General features: G+C 49.9%; 14 protein-coding genes. 7 read left to right on the top strand and 7 right to left on the bottom strand.

The window, feature by feature from the left end; genetic code table 11:
• The first annotated feature begins 30 nt into the window (after window positions 1–30).
• From FN808_RS07445 to mtnA, 5 genes are all read left to right on the top strand, one after another.
• Window positions 31–2496, top strand: coding sequence for an HD family phosphohydrolase (locus tag FN808_RS07445; protein ID WP_142713929.1), 2466 nt, complete (start codon window positions 31–33; stop codon window positions 2494–2496).
• Window positions 2497–2502: 6 nt separating this feature from the next.
• Window positions 2503–3411 (top strand): site-specific tyrosine recombinase XerD, encoded by a 909-nt coding sequence (xerD, locus tag FN808_RS07440; RefSeq protein WP_142713928.1) that lies wholly within the window; start codon window positions 2503–2505, stop codon window positions 3409–3411.
• Window positions 3412–3530: 119 nt separating this feature from the next.
• Complete coding sequence (locus FN808_RS07435) at window positions 3531–3719, top strand: hypothetical protein (RefSeq protein ID WP_142713927.1); 189 nt, start codon at window positions 3531–3533, stop codon at window positions 3717–3719.
• Window positions 3720–4017: 298 nt separating this feature from the next.
• A complete protein-coding gene (gene ggt, locus FN808_RS07430; protein ID WP_246068302.1) occupies window positions 4018–5658 on the top strand; it encodes a gamma-glutamyltransferase in 1641 nt (546 codons plus the stop codon).
• Window positions 5659–5745: 87 nt separating this feature from the next.
• On the top strand, window positions 5746–6801 hold the full coding sequence (mtnA, locus tag FN808_RS07425) for an S-methyl-5-thioribose-1-phosphate isomerase (protein ID WP_142713925.1): 1056 nt from the start codon (window positions 5746–5748) through the stop codon (window positions 6799–6801).
• A 35-nt stretch (window positions 6802–6836) separates the two neighbouring features.
• Here the strand turns inward: mtnA and ytxJ are convergent, their stop codons facing one another.
• The 7 genes from ytxJ to FN808_RS07390 form a co-directional block, all read right to left on the bottom strand.
• Window positions 6837–7241: a bacillithiol system redox-active protein YtxJ gene (gene ytxJ / locus FN808_RS07420; RefSeq protein WP_185958297.1), complete on the bottom strand. Its 405-nt coding sequence runs from the start codon at window positions 7239–7241 to the stop codon at window positions 6837–6839.
• Between the two features lie 6 nt (window positions 7242–7247).
• A complete protein-coding gene (locus tag FN808_RS07415; RefSeq protein ID WP_142713923.1) occupies window positions 7248–8324 on the bottom strand; it encodes a 6-phosphofructokinase in 1077 nt (358 codons plus the stop codon).
• 4 nt (window positions 8325–8328) lie between these two features.
• Window positions 8329–9000, bottom strand: a complete 672-nt coding sequence (locus FN808_RS07410; RefSeq protein ID WP_142713922.1) for an L-threonylcarbamoyladenylate synthase — start codon at window positions 8998–9000, stop codon at window positions 8329–8331.
• 434 nt (window positions 9001–9434) lie between these two features.
• Window positions 9435–13202, bottom strand: coding sequence for a BamA/TamA family outer membrane protein (locus FN808_RS07405; protein WP_185958296.1), 3768 nt, complete (start codon window positions 13200–13202; stop codon window positions 9435–9437).
• A 67-nt stretch (window positions 13203–13269) separates the two neighbouring features.
• Window positions 13270–13701 carry a Crp/Fnr family transcriptional regulator gene (locus FN808_RS07400; RefSeq protein ID WP_142713920.1) on the bottom strand — a complete coding sequence of 144 codons (432 nt, stop codon included), beginning with the start codon at window positions 13699–13701 and terminating at the stop codon, window positions 13270–13272.
• Window positions 13702–13703: 2 nt separating this feature from the next.
• Complete coding sequence (locus FN808_RS07395; RefSeq protein ID WP_142713919.1) at window positions 13704–16457, bottom strand: Npt1/Npt2 family nucleotide transporter; 2754 nt, start codon at window positions 16455–16457, stop codon at window positions 13704–13706.
• A gap of 72 nt (window positions 16458–16529) precedes the next feature.
• A complete protein-coding gene (locus tag FN808_RS07390; RefSeq protein WP_142713918.1) occupies window positions 16530–17870 on the bottom strand; it encodes an NTP/NDP exchange transporter in 1341 nt (446 codons plus the stop codon).
• A gap of 224 nt (window positions 17871–18094) precedes the next feature.
• Between FN808_RS07390 and FN808_RS07385 the strand changes: the two genes are divergently transcribed.
• Entirely contained in the window at window positions 18095–18802 is a 708-nt protein-coding gene (locus FN808_RS07385; RefSeq protein WP_142713917.1) for a metal-dependent hydrolase, read from the top strand.
• A 159-nt stretch (window positions 18803–18961) separates the two neighbouring features.
• The gene (gene ppk1, locus FN808_RS07380; RefSeq protein WP_221929959.1) at window positions 18962–21370 is read left to right on the top strand and encodes a polyphosphate kinase 1; all 2409 of its coding nucleotides are present in this window, start codon (window positions 18962–18964) and stop codon (window positions 21368–21370) included.
• Window positions 21371–21379 lie beyond the last annotated feature (9 nt).

Here is a 21379-nt window from a genome sequence, read left to right as displayed (position 1 = left end):
TTTGTTCGGAAGGTCGATTAAACTGACATTATGAGTATTCTCGAAAAGTTGGGACTGGCTCCAAAGAAAGACAAGGGAGCACCCGTAATCGGAGAAAAGAAAAAAAAGCAGGAACAAGCCTCCTCCCTGCGCAACAATATCTATGTGCGCATACTGATTATTGCCGGATTCCTTGTTATCCTTGCGGCATCCGTTCCCCATACTTCCTACCAGGAACCTGTCAACTACCGCGTGGGCGAACCCTGGAGAGCCGATAATCTGACGGCACCGTTCACCTTTCCCATCCAAAAAGATCAGGAAACCATAGAACAGGAGCGGGAGGAGATCAGGACATCAACCCCACCAATTTATAATGTTAACCATGATGCCGAAATTCGCTCCCAAAGCAACATAGACTCCCTGTTTCAAAAACTCCAGCCGGTATTAAACAGCTATGAGCAATGGCAGAAGGCCCGGCAGTCGAATGCAGAGTCAGCTTCAAAAGACAGTCTTCGATTTGTACGTTTCAGGAACAACAGCCCCGTTCAGCTGACAAACAGGGCCTGGAACACGCTGCTGGAAAATTACCGGCAGACAGAAATTATCAATCAGCCGGCCAATACCAAATCGGCACCGGTTAACGAATTCATCGGTGCCTACCTGAAAAGCCAGCTTGAAAACATTACCGCTGAACTGTTCAATGACGGTATCATAAATGTTGTAAAAAACAATTTTTCCAGTGAAGAAATTATCGTCCGCGACCTGAAAGAGTATACCGAACGAACCCGGAATATGGCAACCCTCCGGGATCTCAGTGAAGCGAAGGAATACGCCCAACATCAGTTTTCGAATACGTTCAATGAGGAGATGAGCGAGGTGGCCTCCCAGCTTTTCAACCAGGTCATCCAGCCTAACATTATTTTTGATGAAAAGGAAACCCAGGCTCACATCAACAAAGCGCTCTCGAGTATTTCACTGAGCAAGGGGGCCGTGGCACAGGGACAGGTTATCATTCGCCGGGGCGACATCGTGACCGAACAAAAACTCAACATGCTTCAAAGCCTGGCCGATGCCCGGGTCCAGAATGCCAGCGATGTAGAACGCTGGCTGCGATACGGGGGAGATATTCTCGCTGTCATAGCCATTGTCACCATCTTTTTCTTCTACCTTTTCCTCTACCGGCGGCATATTTTCATGAATAACTCCATGCTCCTGCTGGTGCTCCTCGCCATGGCAATCATTGCTGTTGGGAGTTCCATTGTGTACGAGCTCGAGAGCATCTCATCATACATCGTGCCGGTAGCCATCGCTCCCATCATCCTGACCATTATTTTTGACTCGCGGGTCGGACTGCTGGCCACCATTACCCTGGCGCTGATTACCGGACTGATCGACGGCAATAACTTTGAATATGTCACTGCAACAACTGTTGCCTGCAGCCTGGGCCTTTTTTCTGTGCGGGATATTAAAAAACGCTCGCAATTCTTCTTTACCACCCCCGGCATTGTTTTCCTTTCCTATACCGTTGTGATCCTGGCTTTCAGCATGACCTCCTTCAATGGATGGAGCACCCTTGGGAACGAGCTTTTCTTTGTGGCCATCAATGCAATTTTCATACTCTTCACATACCCGCTTATCCTGCTTTTTGAAAAAGCTTTTAAGGTTACCACCGATTTCACTTTGCTGGAGCTCAGTGACACCAACCTCCCCCTGCTCAAAAAGCTCATGACAGACGCCCCCGGTACTTTCCATCACAGTCTGCAGGTTTCCAACCTGGCAGAAGCGGCCGCCGGGGCTATCGGGGCCAACAGCCTTCTTTGCAGGGTAGGCGGGCTCTACCATGATATCGGAAAAATGGAGAACCCCGGCTATTTTACGGAAAATCAGACTGAGGGTAACGAGCATGACAAACTGAAACCCCGCATGAGTGCCCTTGTCATCAAAGCCCACGTATCGAACGGCGTGAAGATAGCCCGGGAGCATAAGCTGCCTGAGGTAGTCATCGATTTCATTGAAACACATCACGGCACCTCTCTTATCAAGTTTTTCTGGGACAAGGCAAAAGAGCAGGCCGACGCTGACAAAAAGGAGATCCGGGAAGAAGACTTCCGATATGACGGTCCGCTGCCACAAACCAAGGAAACAGGCATCCTCCTCCTGGCCGATTGTGTGGAAGCCTCATCACGCGCCATGAAAGATCCGAACTACCAGAAAATCGAGAATCTCATCGACAAAATGATTGATGCCCGCGTCAATGAAGGACAGCTCAGCAACACCCCGCTTACCTTCCAGGATCTGACAGCGATCAAAGAGACTTTCCTGAACATTCTGGTGGGCATTTATCACAGCCGTGTCGAATACCCGGAAGACAAAGAATCAAAACAGAAAGAGGAACCTTCCAAAGCCAAAGAGTCCAAGCGGGATTCCCAGGCTGCCCCGGCACCATCGCCGACTGAAGAACAGGAGGAAAAAGAGTCCGAGTCTTCCCCGCCGGTAGATAAATATTACAATTCCTGAGACCGGATGCATTATCAGCAAGAGCTACAGCGGTACCTGCAATTTATTAAGCTGGAAAAAAACCTGTCAGAAAATTCCGTTTTTTCCTACAAAAATGATTTGGAGCGCTACCTGCAGTTTGTAGCTGAGGATCTGCGTATCCATAAGCTCAACGGCATAACCCTCCAGCATATCGAACAGTATCTTGAAGAGCTCTCAGCCATGGATCTCTCGGCGAGTTCCATTGCCCGCAACATATCGAGTATCCGGGGCTTCCACGAGTTTGCCGTTGTGGAAGACCTCGCTGAGGCGAATCCGGCCGAGCTCATTGAACTGCCCAAGAGAGCCAAGAACCTTCCCGAGGTGTTGAATCCGGACGAAGTAGCTGCTCTCATTGACATTCCCAGCCGCGAAAGCGATGCCGGCATTCGCAATGCGGCCATTCTGGAGACGCTCTATGCCACTGGCATGCGGGTAAGTGAGCTCACCAACCTTGAGCTCGATAACCTGTACTTCGAAATCGGATTTATTCGCGTGATAGGCAAGGGAAACAAGGAGCGCCTGGTTCCGGTGGGAGAGATCGCACAATCAGCCATTGAACATTACATTGAAACCGTCCGGCCGAAATTTCAAAGCAACAACGATCCCCAGAAGGCAAAGAACAAGATCTTTCTGAGCCAGCGAGGGAATCCGCTCTCACGCATGAGTATCTGGAACATCGTAAATGATGCCGCCGAACGAGCCGGCATTAAAAAAAATGTCTATCCACATATTTTCCGACATTCCTTTGCGACGCATCTTCTGGAAGGAGGGGCTGACCTGCGTGCCGTACAAGAGATGTTGGGGCACTCTTCCATCATCACCACTGAGATTTATACCCACGTTGATCGAACGCTGCTGCACCAGGTGCACAAAGAATTCCATCCCAGGGGATGACCCCACAGCTTGCCTCTTAAACCAAATGACCTCTTTTTACCGAAGGTTACGCATATACTATATAATACGCATATACTATATAAAAGGAAGGATAAGCGTATAGACGTGAAGAGAGGGGCATGCAACGCAGCCACTGGCAAAAAATTGAAAAAATACTCGATCGCGCACTAGCATTCGACAGCCTGAATGAACAGGAAAAATATCTCGAGGAGGCATGCGGAGACGATCCAGTCCTCTTCTTCGAGATTCGGCTGCTGGTTCGTTCCATTCATGATGCGCAGCGCACTGGTTATCTTGAAGAGGAATAAACTGTACAGGCTGATCACGAGGTCCCTGCTCCCATTGCAACAGCCTACTGCAGCATGCCGGAGCATCCTCCGGGCTCTGATTCCTGTTTACCAATCCCCCCATTGAAATAATTTCTTACTATAATCTGCTTTATATATCTTTCATCCCTCGTGAATTCCGGGCTGTTTGCACAGCCTGTCAGAGGTAATGTATTATTTTCGCTAATGCTGAAATTCACAACTCATTTATAACGGCATGCCACTTATTTACCGATTTTCCAGATTCGTCTTTTCATTATTTCTCTTATTCTTTCTGCCCTTGGAAAGTTCAGGCCAGACAAGCTGGTCGAAGTCCTACGAACACGCTGTGGTTGTGACTGCTGAAGAACAGGCCTCGCAGGTAGGAAGCAAAATTCTACAGCAGGGTGGCAATGCCGTGGATGCTGCCATCGCCGTTCAGTTTGCCCTGGCTGTAACCCTCCCCCGCGCCGGGAATATCGGGGGAGGAGGATTCATGGTTCTTCACCTCTCCGACGGAACCAATGTCGCCCTTGACTTTCGCGAACAGGCCCCGCTGGAGGCCGATGCCGACATGTACCTGCGCGAAGGCGAATATGTGCCTAAACTCAGCCGCACGGGCGGGCTCGCCTCGGGAGTGCCCGGTGTTGTTGATGGTATGGTCAACGCTCACCGGAAATATGGAAGTCTTCCCTTCAAAGAACTTGTCGAGCCGGCCATTGAGCTGGCTCAGCAGGGATATCGACTCTCGTACAAACAGGCACAATACCTGAATCATTACGCCAAACAGTTCAGGAACTACCGGGGATCAACCAATTACTTTATCCCCGAACATAACGAAGACTGGCAGGAGGGCGAGCTGTTCCAGCAGGCCGATCTGGCCCGTACCTTACAGCGTATCGCGGACCATGGACGGGCTGGATTCTATGAAGGAACGACAGCCGACCTGCTTGTTCGGGAAATACAGCAGCAAGGCGGAATTATGTCGCACAAGGATCTTAAAAACTACAAAAGTGTCTGGCGGAATCCCGTGAAAGCCTCCTTCATGGGGTATGACCTGTTCATTATGCCCCCTCCGAGCAGCGGAAGCATCGCCATAGCCCAAATACTGGAGATGCTGAAATCCTACGAGCTGCGGGAGATGGGCTTTAATTCGGCAGCGTATATTCATCTCGTTACCGAAACCATGCGCCGTGCCTTTGCCGACCGGGCGCATTTTCTGGGAGACCCCGACTTTGTCGATATTCCGCAGCGAAAGCTCCTGGCTCCCTCCTATAACGAGCGGCGCATGGAAACGTTCAACCCCGAAAAAGCTTCAGCCAGCGATCAGATAAACCAAGGGGATATTCCCTTCCCTGAATCCTCTGAAACGACCCACTACTCCATCATTGATCAGAAGGGTAATGCGGTGGCTGTTACCACCACACTCAATGGCTCTTTCGGAAGCAAGGTGGCCGTGAGCGGGGCGGGCTTTTTCCTCAACAATGAAATGGACGACTTTACAGCGGAGCCTGGAGAACCGAACATGTTTGGACTCATTCAGGGCAAAGCCAATGCCATAGAACCCGCCAAGCGAATGCTCAGCAGTATGTCACCCACCATCGTAACCAAAAACGACTCCACACGCATGGTACTCGGAGCCGCGGGTGGACCGCGCATTATCACTGCGACCCTCCACAACTTTTTGAACAGGGCCGTTTTCAACATGGAGCCGGGCCAAGCGGTATCGGCCCCGCGTTTTCATCACCAGTGGATGCCTGATACCCTCTACTATGAACAGTTTGGACTCAGCGCCGATACCAAAAAACAATTAAAAAAACGGGGCCACGCACTGGGCTCATCTGATAACCTGGGACGGGCACATACCATCTTTATTGATGAAGCGGGCCTCAAATATGGAGCAGCTGACCCCCGAAGCGACGGGGCGGCCGCTGGTTTTTAACTGCAAAGAAATTTTATTTCTTTACGGAATTGTTATACCATTGGGGTACATTCTAAATTTATTTGCTACAGGGGTAACTGAGGATTTATGGATAACGATATTGATACGGCTATACAGTCGATAGAATGGCGCGACGACCATGTTCGAATTCTTGACCAAACATATTTGCCCGGCCGCGAAGTTTACAGTGATATCCGGGATGTCGGTCGAATGTGGGAAGCTATTAAAAAATTGCGGGTACGCGGCGCCCCCGCCATTGGAATAGCTGCGGCTTATGGATTTTACCTGGGCATCAAAGAACTGACCGAAAACTCGTTCCAAAGTTTTTTCATTGAGGTAGAACGCGTAGCGGAATACCTGGAATCGGCCCGTCCCACCGCTGTAAACCTGCACTGGGCCCTCGAGCGGCTGAAAACAACGATTGAGGCGCACAAGGACAAAGAAATTTCCGACATCAAGAACATTGTCCTTAAAACGGCCAAGACGATCCACGATGAGGACAAACGTACGTGCAAAAAAATTGGAGAACATGGAAACGAACTCGTAGAAAAGGATGCCCGGATTCTCACCCACTGCAATACCGGGAGCCTGGCAACCGGACGGTACGGCACGGCCCTGTCCGTCATCTATCATGCCCACGAGGCAGAAAAGGACATCCAGGTGTGGGTTGATGAAACCCGCCCCCTGTTGCAAGGGTCACGGCTGACGGCCTGGGAGCTCATGAATGCCGAAATTCCCATGAAACTGATCACCGATTCCACGGCGGGGTCTCTGATGCAGCAAGGAAAAGTGGATCTTGTGATGGTTGGAGCCGACCGGGTGGCCGCAAATGGTGATACTGCCAATAAAATAGGTACCTATCCCCTGGCGGTACTGGCCAGGGAAAACAACCTTCCCTTTTATGTCGCCGCTCCCTTTTCCACCATTGATATGGACCTGGGTAACGGCGATGCGATTCCCATTGAGGAACGCGAAGCAGAAGAGATTACCCATTTCAATGGTTCGGAAGTAGCACCCAAGAAGGCAGAAGCCTACAATCCGGCTTTTGATATTACCCCCCACCGGTATATCACAGGCTTTATAACGGAAAAAGGGATTGTAGAGCCCCCCTTTGATGAAAATTTTAGCCGCTACCTTGAATGAAGGCCAGTCTCTTCATTTAGTGATAGCAAGGGTAGCTAGGTGTCCACTGGCACATCCAGCTTCTTGAGTTCAGAAAGAACAGCATCGGCCTTAATGGCCCCGTGAGAGGCGTGCCAGACGACCTTTCCCCGATAGAGCAGGAGCAGCTGGGGAGATTCATGGCGCACTGCCAGCATCTCTGTGATACGGTCTGAGACCGGCCGACGGGCAAGCACATCCACAAAATGCAGGGTAGCTTTTTTCCGAATGTCATCGGCAATATCCTCGATTCGCTGTCTGGCGAACAAACAGGTGGCACACCGGTAACTGTGCTTGTATATCAGCTGCGGCGAGGTCCGGGAAGCCTCAGCAACATCGGATACTTCTTCCGGCTTCTCCAAGACATGCCAGCAGTCAGCCGGCTCCGGCCCGGAGAAGGCCCCTTTAATTGAATCAAACAATCCCATTTAGTCACCCAGGCAAATACCTATGTCTCTTGCAGTTTGTACGGTATCACTGTCCAGCGAAACCGATTTCATCTTGTTGGCAATACTGGTGATCGGAATGCGCTTCAGCTTGTTATCCTGCAGTACCACCAGTTTGTTGAAGTCGCGCTCCTGGATACAGCGGACAGCCGCAGCACCAAAACGCAGCGAGATCAGCCGGTCGTAGGTCGAAGGAGATCCGCCCCGCTGCAAGTGGCCCAGCACAACGGAACGGGATTCCTTGCCCGTTCGCTCACTCAGCTCATCAGCAACACGCTCGGCGATGCCTCCCAGCTGCACCTCCTGTCCCACAGCCTTCCCTTTGGTCACCAACTCGCCATCCTGCTCTTTGGCACCTTCAGCTACCACAATCATGGTATAGTGGCGCCCTCTTGATTCCCGCTCCTTTATTTTTTCGACAATCGATTCATAACTGAACGGAATCTCCGGGATAAGGACTACATCGGCGGAAGAAGCGATACCCGCGTATAAGGCAATCCAGCCGGCATACCGCCCCATCACCTCAACCACCATCAGCCGCTGGTGCGACTCCGCTGTGGTAGTGATGCGATCGATGGCCTCGGTGGCAATATCAATAGCCGTATCAAAGCCCAGTGTTATATCACATCCGTAAATATCGTTGTCAATTGTTTTGGGTACGCCTACAATGTTAATGCCCTTCTTGATAAGCCGGCTGGCAATATTCATTGACCCATCTCCACCGATCGCAATAAGGGCATCGATGCCGTGTTCCTCAAACGTTTGGACCAGGTGATCCGAAACATCTTTGGTCCCCCAGCTTCCATCGTCTTTTTTACAGGGCATCTCAAAAGGATTTCCCCGATTCGCCGTTCCGAGAATAGTCCCTCCCTGCAGGGTAATTCCCTGAACAGCCCGTGCATCCAGTTTGATGAACGGCTCATCGGTATAGATAGAACCATAGCCATTTTTAATACCCAGGACTTCCCATCCGCGCTTCAGAGCTGCCAGCGTTGCAGCACGTATAGCCGCATTCAATCCAGGGGCATCGCCGCCGCCGGTATTAATCGCTACTTTCATAATCTTAGCTTGTGGTTTCCAATGGTTCCCGCTGCATGCGAAACACTTCCTCAAGGGAATCCATTCCCAATCCCCTGCGCAGAAGCTTTGTGTTATCATCAGTCATATCCAGAATAGAGGTTTCCCGCGAGGGCAATTCCTGCTGGTTATCAATAATAACATCCACCAATTTTTCAAATTCTCTTAAAAAAGGTTCCCGTTCATAAGTATCAAGTGCATGCTTATCCATTTCAGGCTTCTTGGCAGTGATGGCAAGCAGAGGGTTCCCCACCTCCCGGACCAATCCTGCGGCAATAGGATAGTCGGGTACGCGTATTCCCACCGTTTTTTTCTTGGGATGCACCAACAGCTTGGGTACCTCCTTGGTTGCCGGCAGAATAAAGGTGTAGGGCCCTGGAATCAGGCGCTTGATGAGTTTAAAATTATGATCCGAGATATGGGCAAACTGGGAAATACCTGAAAGAGAATCGCACAAAATCGTCAAGTGGTCATCCTTCCCCAATTTCCGTATTTTTCGTATTTGTTCAATGCCCTTTTTATTTTTGTAATCACAGCCTATCGCGTACTGGCTATCCGTCGGAAACAGCACCACCGCTCCCTCCTTTATCATATCTGCAATTTCAAAAAGACGTTTTACATGGGGTGTCTTGGGATGCAGTTTAATTCGTTCTGCCATAAGTGATCCTCAGTTATAGTTTGGGATTAATTTATTAAGATAAGCTATCAGAGAGACGACAAAAATATCAGGACGCTGTACCAGCATTGCCGACGATAAGACGATGACCTGCAAACAGTTTCTCAGACTCGCACCTTTGAATTTCATTTCGATCTAACATAATCATCGCTTCAACGGTTCAAATATTTAGGATATTTTAAACTTTCTGGCCGAAGGTGTTAGATCTTTCGGGCCAGAATGCCACCAAGGAATATCAAGGCAACTTTTCCCCTTTCAACGGTTCTTGGTGCGGGTCCCTGAATCCATAAATACTGATCTCGATACTTTCATTCAAGTAGTGGTCCTGTTTTTTTCGGAATTGTTCTCAGCGCCACGGGAAACCCTCCCAGATGTGATGAAACAGTAACATCCACAACGGGACTATGCGAAAATCGCTAAAACGGGAAGCCGAGTGTCAGGGTCAGCAGGGTTTCCTCTTTGGAAAAAGCAAGTCCACCCGTTAATACTATTCTGTTCAGGGGACTAATCCAGAGCCCTCCACCATAATTGACATGCCATTTCCTTGAATGTTCATCATTGAACCATACCCGCCCTTCATCTACATAAGCTAAAATACCCATGGTCGCAGGCAGAACATACGACTGGATATTCAGCAGCTTAGTCCGGAGTTCGGTATTATGAAAAATCGCTGAGCGCCCCGAAAAGCGGTCCCGCAGAAAACCCCGCAGATTGTTGGTTTCGCCTGAAAATGATTGTCCCCCCAGCGTATTGGCCTCGAAAAACTGATAGCTGCCGATATTGGTAGAAAAACCAATCCGTGAGGCGAGGGTTGTAGTAATTTCTTCGAAGGTATAATAGATGGTGCCTTCCGAGCTGATGCGCCCATAAGTGTCGCTGCGATCGTTCAACCCGATCTTCCAGTCATAGCTGAAATCCAATACCATTCCGTATCTGGGAAAGATTTCGCTATCCACCGTGTTGATGGTAAAACCGGCACCAACCGTAGCAAGATAGTGTGCATTAAAAACGGAATTGGCCAGTCCTGCGTCCTCGGAAGCCACAAATCGGGTTTCCATCTCAAAAGGCCGGTAATATTCTAATCCGAATGCTGTACGAATTGTCAATAGCTCGACAATTTCGTTGGAAAGACCAATTCCGAAATCAATGGTATCCATCCGGTAGCCGTAGAACGTATCGTTGTCGCTCTCTTTTTCCGTCTCATTGCCCTGCCCAAAATAATTGGCTGAATAATTGGGGGCCAGTACCTCGGCATCGATTTCAATATTGTAGGGCCCCACGACATCTGTGAAGATACCATCATAGCTTACGCTGAAAGCGGTTGTTCGCATGGCTGTCTTCGCCCGGATACGATGTCGCGAGGCAAAGGGTTTTTTTCGAAACCCCTGCCTTCTTATGAGCACGCCGCCCCCCAGGAAGAGCCCGTCATTGTCATTGTAGCCCGTTGTGAACAAAGGACCAGTAAAATTGTACTGAAACCCCCGCTTGTCATACCGGTTCACCCGCGGTGTTGAGGAGGTTTTATTCTTGACCGACTTCTCTGTTTCAATCAGACTGCCCGCTTTTGTATCATATACCCAGGTTCGCTTAGCCGATCCTGCCGGCTCCGAGCTGTCTGCAATGACATCCTTTCCATCGCCTCCAATGATCCGGACCTTCACCTGCCCCCCTTGTCCGCTTACCTCAAAACGATCCTCTCCGCCAAATCCATACAGTCGCACCTCGCTGGTTTCCGCTGCTTTTATTTTTCGATAATATACTAACTGCCGTGACTTACCCTCCTCTTGTCGATACAGGCTTACGAGGGTTTCTCCCTGCGGCAGATGTTCAACCATGAACTCTTCTGGTTCATCACTGCCAAAGACATTTATCTGCCGGATGAGCAGGTCATAATACCGTCGTGCAAAGTCGGTAAGCTTGTCTCTTCGTGCCTTGAGTTTTCTTACAAAGGTCGGACCATTGAGCTCAGCAATAGGATCGGGCCACTGCTCAACCGACTGTGTTATCACCGAATCTGTGAGTGCTTCCTGCATCTGTCGGGCAATACCGATCCACTCCTGTCGGTCCAGCTTGTTGATGAACCAGCGGTCAAAATACTGGGCATTCAGATTGATGCCTTTGATATTTTGTATGTCCTCGCCAAAATATTGAAACTTGGGGAAGGCCCACAACCGGGCCAGTCCCAGGATAACCCCGTCACTTTTATAAAATGCATTATCACGGTCAATGGGGATCGGCTGGTATGCAGCTGTCGAATCGGTGGTTGTTTCTGCCCAAAACCACTGTTTTTCATGACGATCCCAGTCGCCGATGAACATATCAAAAATACGGGAACGCACCAGCTGCCGCTCATCAATGGTAGCTGAACTTCCTGCCCGCAGCCTCCCCCAGAGTTCGTGGGAGCCCACCATGTCCACGGCATTCCTGCCATAGGTTTGGTTAAACCATTCCTTACTCACAAATTCCTCCACGGTGACGAGGGTTCCGTTCCTGTCGCCCGCCTCAATGTCAAACCCGGTGTGGCCGGGGATATACCTCAACTCCGGGGTAGTGTGGTAGACTCCCGCAGCGGAGGCCAGTGATGATGCCACCATGCTGCCGTAGGGATGTGTAGCCGAGGTCTGATCCTGTGCAATGTCTGTAATAAAGGTTTCCTGTAGAATTTCCGGCAATGATCGTTTCGGATCCTTCTGTACCGACCGCATGACATACCTGCGGCCCGTCGGATCTTCAGCAATGATGGTAACTGTCTGTACCCCTCCCGTCCTGGCCAAGACTTCCAGTCCCCCCTTTTCAGTTTGAAAGTTGAGGACTGGTACCTCGACAGGCGTAGTCCATGCATCCCGATAGTGGTCGCCCCAAATAAAACGCTTGGCATCCCCAGCCTCGTAAAGTGGCCCTGCGGCAATGGTCACAGTAGAATCCATCTGACTTTCAGAGTCAGGCTGTGCTCCCGAAGGACCAGCCGGGAAGTCGGTACCTCGCTGGGGTTCAATGAGTTCTTTTCTGTAAACCAATCGTCCTTCCTGATTGTTTTCTTCGGGCACCCAGAATTCTACGGCCACGGATCCGTCCTTGTACGTAAGGAGCTTGGCAAAACCGCGGCGGGAATAGACGAACTCAGCCCCATTTCGTCCCCGCGCATAAGAATTCTTGCTTCCCGAGCCGCTCAGGATAAAAAAATCCTGTCCTTCCTTGTCCGCCGTTGGCTTGTCCTTGATGTAAAAAGCCAGCTGATGATCATGTCCACTGGCAAAAAATACATTTTCGACATCTTCGGCGGCTTCCAAAATTTCCTGCTTAAACGCCTGGTACTGCCTGTTGGGAATATCCTGGCGCGACAGGCCCAGCTTGCGACTGAGCGGATAAAGTGATCCCACAATCGGAAGCGGTACATAGAGATTATCAACAACATTCGTCAGGGGGAAAAGGTGATCACGCAACGGATAAAAGCCCCCGTGGCTGCCATTGCTGTACAGAGGATGGTGAAAAGCAACCAGGATGTGTTTGTCAGCATTGGCATCAATCAGGGTGGCCGTCTGGTCAATGACTTCGGCCCGGCTCTGCTGCCCGCAGCTATCTGCAGCAGGTCCCAGTTCTAAACTCTGGTTGATCCACCATTCCGAGTCTAAAACAACCATGTACCAGTTCTTGCCCAGCGTGAACCCACTTGGTCCGGGACACCCCTCATCTGGAGTAAATTCAACCCTTGCAGAGCCAAAGTTCTCAACAAAATCTTCCTGGGCGCGCAGCCCTTCAATGCCGTAGCCCCACCAATCATGATTGCCCGGCAAAAAATAGGCCTGTCCCCGGTAATTATTCAATATATCCAGAGCCGGTTTCAGTTTATTTTCAGAGGAGATACGTTCCTTATGCCGGGGGTCCGGGGGCAGCCCATCCGGGTAGATATTATCCCCTAGAAAGACAACCGAGCTGCTGTCGCTTGCCTGCAGCAGCTGATATTGCAGGGTCTGCAGCACATCCGCAGCTCTCGGCTGCTCGGGTTCCCCCACGTCACCGATCAGGAACAGCGAGTACTCAACATCTTTTTCGGGAGCTGCCCGGTAATCCTCAACAGGCGACTTATAGAACGGCCGGGAGGCATTGCAGGCCTGCAGCATCATGAGAACAGCTGCAAGAAATAAGCTCCTGCCCATGGTTAATGCATTTCTGTCATTCATCATAAACGATACGGTTGGGGTCATTTCTATAATTAATTAGTGACAATAGATTTGACCAGAGCGTTCCATCCTATATGAGGATATCTGTTTCTTCGATCAGCTGACGTATTTTACCAACCAGATATTTAATCAGCCCCCTGCTCAGACGCACCCGGTCCTCAATCAGGTCGTAGAAGTCATCGCTTTGTATCTTTAGCAGATAACTCTCTTTGAGCACCTCGCTTGTAAACAATCTGGGGTTGCGGTCAAAAAAACCCCAGATCCCGAATGCTTCCCCGACCTCAATTTTACGTGTCACCTTTCCTTCTCGCGTTACTTTTATATCCCCGTCAACGAGCAGATAAAGAGCATCCGACGGATCACCTTCGGAATAGATGACCTCACCGGCATCAAAGCGAACACCCCAGGCGATACCCGCGACATGAGCAAGCTGTTCCGTGGGGATATCCGCAAACATCTCAATTCGCTGGAGATAAATGACTTTCTCTATGGTCGTTTCCATAACTAAGCTTTCCAGTTTCGGTTAATTACATATTCAGCTGTTTCCCTGATAAGCGGATGGGAAGAAGCATCAGCCGCAATTGACTGGCGCACTTCTTCCTGAAGCGGCCGGGGGCACGATGGAGACACGCTGTAGATAGCACATGCCTTAAGCCAGATGTCATTCCCGGTAAGCAATTCCATCATCCCCTCCTCGTAGGTAGCAACAGGCAAGTGAAAAAGACGGCGCCCGGCCTGCAGCATGCTCTGTTCGGAGGGACTGTCAATGACAGGAAAGATATATTTTTTTTCCTCCTGTGCTAAAATATTATCCATAAACTCAATAGAGGCAGCCCGGGCCGCCCTGTCGCTGCTCGTCAGTGCCAGGTAGGAACCATAAATATCCTGCTGGTTGTGCAACAGTGCCGCCAGGCGAAACAGTCGTTCCCTGGTCTGCTCCATCTTCTCTTTCAGCGCTGTCAGTAAAATAGCCTGAGGCCTGTCGGCAGGCTGAACCATTTTAATCGAAAGTAATTTAAAATATTCACAGGCTTCCTCCTTCAGAACCCCGCGAATGCGCTGTTCGTTGAAACCAAGGCCGTCAGCCTTCTTTTTCAACTTATTCAACGCCTTGATAACATGATAACGAAGGGCAGGGTTGGGCTGTTCCAGCATATCAAACAGCGCATCCGCAGATTGCTGGGTATGGATCTTTGTAAAAATACCCGGGACTTTTCTCCGTACATCAAAATCAACTGTTTGCTCGCAAAATTTTTCCTTGAACAGTGAAAAATAACCGGATCCGTAGGATGCCAGTACCTGCTGTACTTCTACTACGAAGTCGGGATGCTTTAACAGCTCAAACAGCTCATCCAAAAGAAGATCGCTCTGCAGCCTTTCAATACTTGTCAATGCTTTGCGAACAACAAGGGGATCATCATCATGAATAAGTTCGGACAAGTAACCAAGTGATTTAGACGTCTTGGGGAGATAACCAAGCATTTGAGCAATCTGGGCCCGTACCACAACGGAATACTGTTCTTTGGCGGATAATACCTTGTCTATGAATTCCTCTTCCGTCTTCAAGCCGTTATCCATGCCATGCTGATGCATGCAGCCCAGGGCGGCCGCTTTCAGGGTCTCATCCTCATTCTCCAGATAGTACCGCAGTGCATCTTTTGAATTCTTCTTACTGTGTCCGCACAGGTAATACACGGCTTCGAGCCGTATACTGGGCTCTGGATCCTGCAGCATGGGCTCGACCTCAGATGACATGTCGTCCGACTCGACCTTCGACAAAAGTTTCAGAGCCCTGAGTCGTATTTCACTGTAGCGGTGTGTCAGCAGTTCTCCCAGCTCCTCGCTCAGCCGTTCCGGCTGGCTGCCCTCCAGCAAACCAAGACCGTATACGATACGGGTTTCTTCTCCGCTTTTCAGCATCTCCCGGACCGCCCTGTAAGCAACGCTTTCGTCCAGGTTCAGGGTAATCTTGTCAATATCCATATACCGCTTGCGCAGGGAATTCCGAAACTGCTCTACATAGGCCTTTCTTGCCCATAATCCCAGTACAATCCAGATGCCGAGCGCAATGATTACGGCATAGGTCATTTGCCGCAGGGTTAATTCCATGACGTAGATAAAAAGCAGAAGCAGTACCCCGGCCATCCCCCTGAAAAACCTGTTGACAAAGGTATCAATAAAGACCTTGGTTTTTTGCTTGGTTTCCTGAGGCAGCGGAAGGAACAACAGCTCTCGCCCGGTTTTATCTATTGAATAGCGGCTGGCCCGATCAACCCCCTGCAAGAGTACAGCCGCAGCCAGGACAGGTTCAAGGAGAAAAAGAATTCCGCCGACTAGCAGTCCGATGGGCCGTGACAAAACCGCACCTCCAATCCCCGTGCGTTTAATAATTTGTGTGGAAAGCAATACCTGGACCAGCAGCGATGCGATACTCATGCCCCCGTAGAAACTACCCATAAAAGTAGTGAGTGCTTCCGTATCCGGGAAAGAAGCTGTAGCCAGTGTTTTAAACTGATAGTCAACCAGGGTGCTTACCAGCATCGCCATGCCGATGATGCCCGCTACAAGCAGCTGGTATCGTGATTTAAACACGCTTTTCAACACTTTGCGCCCGGAATCGATCTCCTGCTCGTTCTCGCCGGTAGCTTTTTCCCTGTCCGGAAAAGCCGGCCGGGTATTATTGGCCAGAATCCAGCAGATACCGAGTGCTCCGATACTCAGATAAAGCAGATTCTCGGTCGTTAAGCCGGCCAGCCAAACCAGAAGGCTCCCGCCCTCACTGCCAGCTATAGCTCCCGTTATGGCCCCCAAATTCAAAAGAGGAAACAGGCGTTTCGACTGGGCCGCATCGAATAAAGCATTTGCATACAACCAGAACTGGGAAATGACAAGGATTCCGAAGATGCCTACCCAGATATAAAACAGCAGATAAACCCATTGCGTATGGAGACTGAATAGCAGCCGGAGAACCAGCAAATTGCCCATATAGAACAGGAGGGATAGCTCTAGCAGCTGTTTGGTATTGTACTTTTGGGCCATCCGGGAGATGTAGAGGGTGACAGGTATGGCGACACCGGCCAGCAGAAGGTACACAAAAGGGAGCTGACGGGGACCCAGTTCAGACAGAAACAAGCTGTCACGAGCCGGCTTGAGCAGGTACAGGGTCAACATCAGCGTGAAGTGAAGAAAAAACATCAAGCCCACGGAGCTCCATTCACCCTGTCTCACATCATAAAAATACGCAATAGCTTTTTTCACCGTATCCCACCCCAGACCTTTATCGTGAGCTTAGGAAGATTTATTCCGATCATCAGGGTCATGAGTATCTGGTTAGCCGACAGTTATTTCTTCACTAGAGGCACGTTCTTTAAATTCTAGGCCGGCATAACGCACAATGAGTATCCAGAATACCAGGATAACCAGGCTTACCACTGAGAGCCATCGCACATTGGAAATCCCGACAAAGGCAGCGACAGTGAGGTTCAGAGCTACAGCCAGTACTTTGGCCGACCGCTGAACAAACATATCAATAAACGCCTTCGCTTTGTACTTGACATGCTTGCTGGTTGGGGTATACAGGGCTTCTTTGGCCGACTGGTTTATGGAATAGTTCAGACTGTTGTCACTGGCAGACATGATGGTTGCAAACAAAAGGCTGGGAATAAAGAGGAATCCTATCGTTCCCAGTGTAATGGCCACAGGTAAAAAAAGCAATGCAATCCCAACCCCGTACCGTTTCATAATAAAACTGGTTAACAGCAGCTGAACCAGCAGAGATACCAAACTGGTAACCTGCCCCACATAACCAAAATAGACATCCTTGTTCAGATCACCCGCTACCTGGCTTGCAATGGTTGCAGAAAGCTGAAAATCCACGATATTGGAAACAACCTCATACAGTCCGATCAACCCGACAATAGCCAAAAGGTATCTGGAATTGAAGACCAGCCGGGCACCTTCAAAAACTGCATTGCATTTTTTTTCTCCACCACAGCCGTCATCCTCATCACCGTTGGTTTCCTCCTCTCGGGCATCAACAATATAGCCTATCACTATCATCGCAGCCATGGGAACAAGGCAGAGGTAGAGCAATGTAGAACGACCCCATTCCCCTACAAAGCCGGCAACAACCGTTGAACCAACAATCCCCCCGATAATGCCTCCGAGACCGACAATACCGTATGTCCGTTTGGCCTGGTCTGAGGTAAAAATATCGTTTGAAAAAGCCCAGAAAAAAGTGAGGAGCGCTGAATTAAACATATCCCCCAGTATATAGAACGACCAGCTCGTGCCTGCAGTAGGGGCTTGCAACAGATTGGCAAAAAGAACAAAAAGTCCGCTGAACAATAGACACAGAATGAGATTCATATTCTGGCGCGAAAACTTTCGGGCGAGCACAGTAAAGAGCACAACCACTCCATATACGACAATCATGTTCAGGACCTTGGCAAGCTGCTCTACTTCGGCCCCGCTGAAGGTAGTTCCCAGCAGCTGGAGAGGAGCGCTCTGATAATAACCGACCAGCAGTCCCCGCTTCATTGGCTTCAGAATCCAGAACGTGGCAATGACCATAAAAAAAAAGGTGGACATAAGCAGTGCTGTGGGCCACTCATGCCGCCTGATGTCAAAAAAATCTTTACGTATGCGTCCTGAAAGACTCGTTTTTTTCATCCAATGGCTTTTTTATTGCCGGTCCGTTAACCAAAAATTAAAATACCCCTTCCTTGCCTGCCTTCCAATACTTCTTTCTCCATCAGCAGCCAATCCAACAATACCATCCTGTAGCGTCATTCCCAAATGACAGCCGCAATGGAACTATCAAATTTTAAATACTTTTTATTAATATTAAATACGATTTACATTGGAATGCATTCTTAATTTAAAAAAAAGTCTTTATGGAAACAGCAGTTCAAGCATACTGGCTGGGACACTCCGCTTTCAAGCTGGTGAGTCCGGCCGGTAAAACAATCCTGGTTGATCCTTTTCTATCCCAGAACCCCTCTACCCCGGAAGATCACAAGCAGCAGGAGGACGTCGACTATATCTTATTGACCCACGGACATGAAGATCATGTGGGTGACACCCTCGACATTGCTGAGCGAACGGGCTGCACCGTTGCATCCATGGTTGAACTCTCGCGACTGCTCGTCAGCAAACACGGACTCTCCGAAGATCAGGCTGTTGAGTTCAACAAGGGAGGAACAGTCTCATTTGATGATTTTTCTGTTACCATGGTCTCTGCCAACCACAGCTCTTCCTTCCAGGGCGATTATGCCGGCGAGCCCGGCGGACTGGTTATCGCTTTCGACGACGACCTCACCTTCTACCACCTCGGTGATACCAACATATTCTATGATTTAGAACTTTATGGCGAACTCTATGAGCCGGATATTATCGCTGTTCCGATGGGCGACTATTATACTATGGGACCTGATGAGGCCGCTATGGCATGCGACCTTATCCAGGCTGACTATGCCGTGCCGATCCACTACGGGACATTCCCCGTTCTGAGCGGCGACCCCGACGAGTTCAAGGCCCATACGGAAGAATCCACCGATACCGAAGTCTGGATTCCCGAGGCCGGAGAAAATTTTCTGGAGTAAGGAATCACCCAACCAATTTCACAGTGGATCCCGCCCCCTGCGGGATCTGCTATTCCCTTCCCATGTTGCGCGTGCATTAATTTTCTGTTTTGCAGCCCATCTGCTCTTTTTTTCTTCTATATTTATCTGTCGAACCATCAATGATATAAAGGATGCATCGTGACTGAACCTACTCCCCAGAAAATTGCTGTCTGGCTGATCAATGAAATTAAAACGAAAAGGAAGCTGAACCGCTCCGAAGCCGTTGCGGGGATTGAAACCCACTTTGGCAGCGAATACATCAAGCTCAATTCCAAGGGAAGCCGTACATTTTCTGAACCGATTAAAAAAGTCTTCAGAAAATTAAAGGATTCATCCATCTTCTGGAATGTGGACGAGCAGGCCTGGACCATAAAGGATAACGGTACCAATGACAGCCGGCACCCCCACGTTCCGGAACCGTCCATGCTTCCCCATGCCGTTCGGGCCCAGGATATTCCGGACCACGCCCCGCTCGATCATCCGGCCCTCTACCTCAACCAGGAACTGGGCTGGCTTGACTTTAACTGGCGGGTTCTCTACCAGGCTATAGACCCACGCACCCCCCTGCTTGAAAAAGTCCGCTTTGTTGCCATTGCGTCAGGTAACCTCGATGAATTTATCCAAAAACGAGTAGGCGGGCTCAAACGCCAGGAAGCAGCGGGAGTCTATGGCTTGAGCCCGGACGGCCGTACTCCTGTAAGACAGCTTCAGCTGGTTCAGCAACAGACTACCATCATGCAGCAGAAGATATCTGAAGTGTGGAACCACAGCCTGCAGGCGGCATTGGAGAAAGAAGCCTCTCTCAAAGTCGCAACCTATGATACGCTCAGTAAACAGCAGCAGCAGAAGCTGAACAACTATTTTGATGACCATATATATCCAACCCTCACCCCCCTGGCCGTGGATCCCGGTCATCCTTTTCCCTTTATTTCAAACCTGAGCCTGTCTCTGGCTATCAAGCTCAAAAAGCCAGAACGGGATGCCTTTAATTTTGCACGGCTGAAGATACCATCCAATCAACAGCGATGGTTTCCCGTAGAGAGCTCACAAGCGGCATTTCAGTATGTCCCTATCGAGGAAATCATCCGCCGGAATGCCCACAAGCTTTTTCCCGGCATGCAGATTGAAAGCACCTGTATGTTTCGCATTACGCGCAATGCCGACCTACGACGCAATGAAGAAGAAGCCGAAGACCTGCTCTCCCTAATTTCAGAAGAACTCCGCGAACGACGGTTTGCTGAAATCGTACGCATGGAAATTGAAGAAAACGTTGACTCCGAGGTCCTCAACCTGCTGAAAAATGAGCTGAAACTGGAGTCCAATGATATTGTGAAAGTGGAGGGGTTACTGGATCTAACAGGGCTCCATCCCATTGCTGATAAGAATCTGCCCGGGCTTCGCTACGAAAAGTGGAATCCCGTAGTGCCGGAACCCCTTCATCATGAGGGTGAGACTGAAGCTGAACAAACAATCTTTGATATCATCAGAAAAGGCGATATTCTGGTCCATCATCCCTATGAGTCTTTCTCCGCCAGTGTCCGCCGCCTTATCGAGGAAGCAGCTGATGACCCCGATGTACTGGCCATCAAGCAAACCCTGTACCGCACCTCCGAAAACTCTCCAATTGTGAAAGCGCTGATTCGCGCTGCCGAAAAAGGAAAACAGGTAGCCGTACTTGTAGAAGTCAAAGCGCGATTTGACGAAGCCAGCAACATTGAATGGGGAAAAATGCTTGAAAATGCCGGTGTGCATGTAGCCTATGGACTGGTAGGACTCAAGACCCACGCCAAAGTTGCCCTCATCGTGCGGCGCGAAGGCGATGAGTATGCCACCTACTGTCATATCGGGACCGGCAATTACCATATCCAAACAGCCGAGGTTTACACAGACCTCGGCATCCTGACCAGTGATCCTGACATCGGCTATGACATCACCAATCTCTTTCATTACCTCACCGGCTATGCTCCCGACCAGCAGTACCGCAAGCTATTGGTTGCTCCAAACGATTTGCGAAAAGGGTTCTATGCCCTCATCGAAAAAGAAATTGCCATTGCCCGTTCTGGCGGCAACGGTCGTATTATCGCTAAAATGAATGCCCTGGACGACGTGGAGATTATCCAAAAGCTATACCAGGCTTCCAGGGCCGGTGTTACAATAGATCTGATTGTCCGGGGACATGCCCGTATTCGTCCACAGCTGCCCGGCTACAGCGACAATATCCGGCTTATCAGCATTATCGGGCGATTCCTGGAGCACGACCGGATCTACTACTTTGGCAATGACGGGGAGCCTAAAATCTATATTGGCAGCGGCGACTGGCGCTATCGGAACCTCAATGAACGCGTAGAAGCCCTGATCCCCATTACCCTGCCCGAATTAAAAAACCGTATTGCCTATATCCTTCAAAAGGCCCTTGAAGACAACCGCCTGGCCTGGGAAATGCAGTCGGACGGCTCTTACAGGCTCCGCACGCCCAAAGCCGGAAATAAAGAACGGAATTTCCATAGTATGATGATGAAGGATGCTCAAAAAAGAGCCTTGGTATAGCCCCTAAGA

Source organism: Fodinibius sediminis, from assembly GCF_900182555.1.
Taxonomy (GTDB): domain Bacteria; phylum Bacteroidota; class Rhodothermia; order Balneolales; family Balneolaceae; genus Fodinibius; species Fodinibius sediminis.
This window is presented reverse-complemented; position numbering and strand designations above follow the sequence as displayed.